The organism is Marivirga sp. (assembly GCF_035704835.1).
Taxonomy (GTDB): Bacteria; Bacteroidota; Bacteroidia; order Cytophagales; family Cyclobacteriaceae; genus Marivirga.
On record NZ_DASSWQ010000082.1, the window covers coordinates 125,178 to 131,960 of the forward strand.

The 6,783-nt window shown below is 35.1% G+C and carries 8 protein-coding genes; 6 read left to right on the forward strand and 2 right to left on the reverse strand.

Annotation, left to right across the window (positions count from 1 at the left end):
* Positions 1–147 precede the first annotated feature (147 nt).
* The 6 genes from atpB (at position 148) to atpG (ending at position 5,186) form a co-directional block, all read left to right on the forward strand.
* Positions 148–1,218 (forward strand): F0F1 ATP synthase subunit A, encoded by a 1,071-nt coding sequence (atpB, locus tag VFM92_RS14695; RefSeq protein WP_325122987.1) that lies wholly within the window; start codon positions 148–150, stop codon positions 1,216–1,218.
* Positions 1,219–1,260: 42 nt separating this feature from the next.
* Positions 1,261–1,467, forward strand: coding sequence for an ATP synthase F0 subunit C (atpE, locus tag VFM92_RS14700; RefSeq protein WP_325122988.1), 207 nt, complete (start codon positions 1,261–1,263; stop codon positions 1,465–1,467).
* A gap of 88 nt (positions 1,468–1,555) precedes the next feature.
* Positions 1,556–2,050 carry a F0F1 ATP synthase subunit B gene (locus tag VFM92_RS14705; RefSeq protein WP_325122989.1) on the forward strand — a complete coding sequence of 165 codons (495 nt, stop codon included), beginning with the start codon at positions 1,556–1,558 and terminating at the stop codon, positions 2,048–2,050.
* Between the two features lie 9 nt (positions 2,051–2,059).
* A complete protein-coding gene (atpH, locus tag VFM92_RS14710) occupies positions 2,060–2,617 on the forward strand; it encodes an ATP synthase F1 subunit delta (RefSeq protein WP_325122990.1) in 558 nt (185 codons plus the stop codon).
* A gap of 29 nt (positions 2,618–2,646) precedes the next feature.
* On the forward strand, positions 2,647–4,221 hold the full coding sequence (atpA, locus tag VFM92_RS14715) for a F0F1 ATP synthase subunit alpha (RefSeq protein WP_325122991.1): 1,575 nt from the start codon (positions 2,647–2,649) through the stop codon (positions 4,219–4,221).
* An 89-nt stretch (positions 4,222–4,310) separates the two neighbouring features.
* On the forward strand, positions 4,311–5,186 hold the full coding sequence (gene atpG / locus VFM92_RS14720; protein WP_325122992.1) for an ATP synthase F1 subunit gamma: 876 nt from the start codon (positions 4,311–4,313) through the stop codon (positions 5,184–5,186).
* A 53-nt stretch (positions 5,187–5,239) separates the two neighbouring features.
* On the opposite strand, the gene VFM92_RS14725 is transcribed toward atpG, so the two are convergent.
* Together VFM92_RS14725 and VFM92_RS14730 are read right to left on the reverse strand one after the other, a co-directional pair.
* Complete coding sequence (locus VFM92_RS14725) at positions 5,240–5,710, reverse strand: CBS domain-containing protein (protein ID WP_325122993.1); 471 nt, start codon at positions 5,708–5,710, stop codon at positions 5,240–5,242.
* An 82-nt stretch (positions 5,711–5,792) separates the two neighbouring features.
* The gene (locus tag VFM92_RS14730; protein ID WP_325122994.1) at positions 5,793–6,326 is read right to left on the reverse strand and encodes a class I SAM-dependent methyltransferase; all 534 of its coding nucleotides are present in this window, start codon (positions 6,324–6,326) and stop codon (positions 5,793–5,795) included.
* Positions 6,327–6,783 lie beyond the last annotated feature (457 nt).

The window sequence follows — 6,783 nt, forward strand, 5'->3', positions numbered from 1 at the left end:
TACTGCTAGTATATTCTGGACTTGAAAACAGACTTGTATTTGCTTTCAATTTTATTATCATGTATTTAGTCTATATGGTGTTTGAAATCAAGACGATTATAACTAACTTGCGCGCGATTTAGAGCGGGATTACATAAAGTGTTAAAAATGAACAACAAATACCTGAAGGGTTATACATTAAGAGTATTATTTTCTTTCTTATCATTATTTTTGGTAGCCTCAATCGCTAGTGCAGCAGAAGAAAATGAGAGTGGAGAGTTTAACGCTACTGAAATGATCATGCATCACATTTCGGATTCGCATGAATTTCATATAATGGGAGAAGGGGAGAATTCCATTTCACTTCCTTTGCCAGTAATTTTAATCACTGATAATGGACTTGATGTTTTCTTGTCTAGCAAGTTTCATCATGGAGAAGAAACTGTTACCACTGATATAGGTTCTTATGAATTAATTCATGATGAGATTTATTATGCCGGAACTTATGAAGAAGGTGAGGATGGGCATGGCCATGGAGAACAGCCACTTGATTTCTCTATTACTAAGAATGTATTTTCGATGATAATGTCAGCAATCATTATCGTTTTAGTATTTGGTTCTGTAGCAAGGGCATATAAAAAGAGACCAGGTGCTCCGAAAGGACTTCAGTCTCTGATTGAACCTTTAATTATATTTGTTAGAGACGAAATTGCGATTCCTAATATTGGAGATAAGAAATATATGCGTTTTATGCCATTCTTATTAACAGTATTCTTTTTCATTTGGCTTAATAATTTAATAGGGCTGGTTCCTTTTTTCCCTGGAAGTGCAAACTTAAGTGGGAATATATCATTTACTTTTACTCTAGCACTGATGACACTTATCGTGACAAACTTTAGTGCGAGTAAAGATTATTGGAAACATATATTTTGGATGCCAGGTGTGCCAATTCCAATCAAAATATTATTAGCTCCAATAGAAGTGATTTCAATTTTTACTAAGCCTTTCGCTTTGATGGTTCGTTTATTTGCAAACATCACAGCAGGTCATATTGTGGTATTAAGTTTAATTTCTTTAGTGTTTATAATGAAGACAGCCTTAGCAGGTTTTGCTTCCGTTCCTTTAGCATTGTTCATAAATGTATTGGAACTATTGGTTGCATTCCTACAGGCTTTTGTGTTTACATTATTATCAGCTCTTTTTATAGGGCAGGCAGTAGCTGAACATGAGCATCATTAATTATAGTAAGTATTTTCAATGTTTAATTAAATATAAAGTAAAATGACAGGAACGTTAGCAGCAATCGGAGCCGGCCTTGCAGTAATAGGTGCAGGTTACGGAATCGGTAAAATTGGTAGCTCTGCGATGGAAGGTATCGCAAGACAGCCAGAAGCAGCAGGTAAAATTCAGGGTGCAATGATTATTGCAGCAGCCCTAATTGAAGGAGCCGCTCTTTTTGGTATAGTAGTAGCCTTATTGCAGGGTTAATCTGCAAAAGATTAAAGGAAAGCCTCAGTTACGTTAGGTGCTGAGCTTTCTTTTAAATTTTAAGTCATTAAAAAAAACATTAGAAAAAATGGATTTAATTACTCCTGATTATGGATTAATATTTTGGACTACTTTAGTATTTCTAATATTAGTATTCTTACTAAGAGCGATTGCTTGGAAACCGATTCTTTCTGCTTTGAAAGCAAGAGAAGGAAGCATTGCAGATGCCTTAAAGTCAGCTGAAAATGCCAAAGAAGAAATGGCCAAATTGCAGGCTGATAATCAAAAGTTGTTGAAAGAAGCAAGATTGGAAAGAGATAAACTATTGAAAGAAGCAACTGATATTGCCAACAAAATTAAAGAGGAGGCAAAATCAGATGCAGCTAAGCAAGCAGATAAAATCATTGCTGATGCTAAAAGCGCAATTGAAATCGAGAAAAATGCAGCCTTGAAGGAAGTTACCACTAAAGTGGCTCAACTATCTTTAGAAATAGCAGAGAAATTAGTTAGAAAAAATCTTTCTGATGACAAGGCTCAAAAAGCTTTAGCGGAAGATTTTATGAAAGATTTAAAACTCAATTAATCTGATCAAATGTCAGAATATAGAATAGCATCACGATACGCCAAATCTATCATTGATCTTGCAATTGAGAAAAATCAATTGGAAGAAATCAAGTCGGATATGGAACTTTTTTCTTCAGTTTGTAATGAGAATAGAGACTTTGTTCTTATGCTAAACAATCCAATTTTGGATAGCTCGAAGAAAGTAGCCATCATTAAGGCAGTTTTTAAGGGTAAAGTGCAAGACATGACTTCTTTATTTTTCGAAATTGTTTCCAGAAAACGTAGAGAATCTGTATTACCAGAAATGGCTAAAGTTTTTAAACAACTTTATAATGAACATAAAGGAGTTATAAGCGCTGATGTAAGCACTACATTCCCTATAGATGAAGGTTTGCGTTCGGAAGTCATAAGAATAGTAAAAGAAATTTCAGGTAAGGAAGTAGAATTAACTGAAAAAATAGATAAGTCTTTGATTGGTGGCTTTTTAATCCGGGTGGGTGATAAGCAAATTGATGAAACTATTCAAAGCAAATTAAATGATTTAAGAAGGGAATTAACCCAGAATCAATATATCAAGCAGATTTAAAAAATTAATTAACCTATAATAATAGAATAATGGCAGAGGTTAGACCAGACGAGGTTTCAGCAATATTAAGAGAACAACTTTCAAACTTCAAAACTGAAGCTGAATTAGAGGAAGTTGGTACCGTCCTTCAAGTTGGTGATGGTGTGGCACGTATTTACGGCTTAACACAAGCACAATCAGGTGAGTTGTTAGAGTTTGAAAATGGCTTACAAGCATTGGTTTTGAACTTGGAAGAGGATAACGTTGGAGCTGTATTGTTCGGTAGTTCCCAAGGAATTAAAGAAGGGGATGCTGTAAAAAGAACAGGAAAAATTGCTTCCATTAAAGTGGGTGATGGTATCGCAGGTAGAGTTGTGGATACATTAGGTCAGCCAATTGATGGAAAAGGTCCTATCGAAGGCGAGCTTTTCGATATGCCTTTGGAGCGTAAAGCACCAGGTGTAATTTTCCGTGAGCCTGTTAGTGAGCCTTTGCAAACAGGTATTAAATCTATTGATGCGATGATTCCTGTAGGTAGGGGTCAGCGTGAGTTGATTATTGGTGACCGTCAGACAGGTAAAACTGCTGTGGCGATTGATGCCATTATCAACCAGAAAGAATTTTATGATGCTGGCGAGCCAGTTTATTGTATATATGTAGCCATCGGGCAGAAAGCTTCTACAGTAGCACAAATTGTTGCTGAGTTAGAAAAAGCTGGAGCCATGGCTTATACTACTATTGTTTCTGCTTCTGCAGCTGATCCAGCTCCTTTGCAGTTCTTTGCTCCTTTCGCAGGTGCAGCAATTGGTGAGTATTTCAGAGATACAGGTCGCCCAGGATTGGTTGTTTATGATGATTTATCTAAACAAGCGGTTGCTTATCGTGAGGTGTCATTGTTATTAAGAAGACCTCCAGGACGTGAAGCTTATCCTGGTGATGTATTTTACTTACACTCTCGTTTATTGGAGAGGGCTGCAAAAGTTATCAATGATGATACTATTGCTCAAGATATGAATGACTTACCTCCTTCTTTAAAAGGTAAGGTAAAAGGTGGTGGTTCATTAACAGCACTTCCAATTATTGAAACTCAAGCAGGTGACGTTTCAGCATATATTCCAACTAACGTAATTTCAATTACGGATGGTCAGATATTCTTGGAAACTAACTTATTTAACTCTGGTATAAGACCAGCCATTAACGTAGGTATTTCTGTATCTCGTGTAGGAGGTAATGCTCAGATTAAATCAATGAAAAAAGTCTCTGGTACGTTGAAATTGGACCAGGCGCAGTTCCGTGAATTAGAGGCTTTCTCTAAATTTGGTTCTGACTTAGATCCAGCTACGAAAAAGATTATCGAAAGAGGTAAGCGTAATCAGGAAATCTTGAAGCAAGGGCAGTACTCTCCTGTTTCTGTTGAGCAGCAAGTAGCTATCATTATTGCTTCAACGAAAGGATTTTTAGATAAAGTTCCAGTTGATAAGGTTCGTGCCTTTGAGAAAGAATTTTCTATGATGATGGAAAATCAGGAAAGAGAAACACTTGATGCATTCAAAGCCGGAAAAATAAGTGATGATTTAATCGCAGTGGTGAAAAAAGTAGCTGACGATTTAGCATCAAAATATTAATATTAAGAGGAGCTTTTTAATAGCTCCTCTCTACATTTTAAGATTAATTTCTCCTTTTTTATTAAAGGTATAAAAAGTTATAAGGCTGTATGGCAAATCTGAAGGAAGTAAAAAATAGGATTAGTTCGGTTGTTTCAACTCAACAAATTACTAAAGCCATGAAAATGGTGGCAGCTGCGAAGTTGAAACGTGCTCAGGACAGAATCACCATGATGCGTCCTTACTCACAAAAACTATCGACTATATTACAAAACGTAAGTGGTAGTGGAGAAATGAATAATCCATATGCAGAGGAAAGACCAGTAGAAAATGTTCTTTTAATTTTGGTAACTTCTGATAAAGGGCTTTGCGGTGCTTTTAATAGTACTGTAACTCGTAAGGTGAAAAGCTTAATGGAAGGAGAATATAAATCAATTGCAGAGCAAGGGAATTTGCACTTCATGACAATTGGTAAGAAGGCTTCGGATTATTTAAGAAGAAATAAATTGTCTTACAATGACGATTATATAGATTTATTTAATAGACTGAATTTTAGCGATGTAAGTGAAGCTGCTCAATTTGTAATGTCCGAATTCAAAAATGGAACTTATGATAAAGTAGAGATTATTTACAATGAGTTTAAAAACGCAGCTACACAAATCTTAAATAAAGAACAGTATCTTCCTATTGCTAAAGCACAGGAAGAGGGTAATGGCTCTGATATCGATTATACTTACGAGCCATCTAGAGATTATATCGAAAAGGAATTGATTCCAACGTCTTTAAAAACCCAATTATTTAAAGCACTTTTAGATTCAAATGCATCCGAACACGGAGCTAGAATGACAGCTATGGATAAGGCAACTGATAATGCTGGTGATTTATTGAAAGAATTAAGATTAACTTACAACAGAACGCGCCAAGCAGCAATCACAACAGAGATATTGGAAATTACAGCTGGTGCGGAAGCTTTAGCAGCAGAATAATTTTTCACACTGTATGTTATAAAGAAAGCCGAAAAAATATTTTTTCGGCTTTTTTAATGCTTCCAATTTACTTCTTGAGTATCTCTAACGGCACGCATAATATCTCGCTGGCTGATTTGTCCTATTAATTTTCCCTCTTTCAATACTGGAAATCTTCTGAAGCGCATTCTCAAAAACATATTGGCAGCCTCAAAAATATTTGTTTCTGGTTCTATATGAATAATATTGGTGGCCATATAATCTTTTACCAAACCTGGAAGTTTAGGAGAATTGTTATATTTCCCTTTGACTATTTCTTTCAAACAATCCCCTTCCGAGATTACCCCAATAAGATTATTATCCTCATCTACCACTGGTCCACCCGAAATTTTCTTTTTCATCAGGATATCCATGGCTTCATAAATGGTTTGATGCTGGTTAAACGTGATGAGATTTGTAGCCATATAGTCTGATACCGAAATGCATTGTGGTTCCTCGTGCTTCGATTCTTTTTTGATGAAGGCTCCTTGATAGCTTTTTACCATGAGTGAAAAATAGTTAAGTGTAACATAATATACACTAATTTTTCTTTATTTACAACATAAGTATTTAAATATTAAATTCAGGCTACAAAGAAAAAGTAATCAATCTTCCTGTTATTTCTACAGATTTAAACCCAAATTTTTTTTTAATACACTCAAAAGTAGATTCTTGGTAAAAGAAGACATGAGTAGGATCATTTTTGTAATACCAGTTTTCGAAGATTATATCTTCATGGTAAAGGTCCGTCATGATGAAGAGTTTACCATTTGGTTTCAATAATTTTTTTAATCTTTGAAATTCTAAAGAAGGGTCATGGAAGTGCTCAACTACTTCACAACATGCAATATAATGGTAGGTTTCCTTTAGAACCTTTGGTCGGTTATCAAAATAGGGGTCATACGAATCGATGCTGTAGCCTTTTTCTCTTAAAACTACGGTAATCACCGGCCCCGTCCCGGAACCAAAATCTAACCCATGGTGGATTCCACCAAAATGTTTGAGAATGCCATTAGTGATAGGAGAAACAAAGGTTCGATACCTAGGGTCATTCACATCATTATTGTGTGTGGTATACCGATCAATCTCAATATCATCATTTGGCAGGAAATATTTCGACATAAATATTCCATGACAATTGGGGCACTTTAAGTAATATCTATCTTCATTAATGTAAAATATGGGGCTTATGGTGTCGCATAAAGTGCAGTTTTCTTCTTCGGAAAGGGGTAATTTATTTCGTATATAAAAATTAATGTGATTCAAAATTATTCGAAGTTGTTGATAATTGGTTTGTCAATCATTCCTTTTTACAAATTGCACTACTCTTTCCATCAGTTCTTCCTTATCGTTCCAGAAATTTCGGCTTTTGATTTGAATGTAAGGCCAGTTCATTTTAACTATGTTAAATTAGTGTAAGTTTTTATAATTATTTTAAAAATAATTAGTCAGCCCTTAAAAACCCCATAATATATCCCTTTTAATGGTAAAAAATTTTGATAACAGATGAAACAGCTTTGATACATCTTTTGTAAATAGAGCCAAAGAGATGATTTCCATATGTTCATCATCCTTTTGA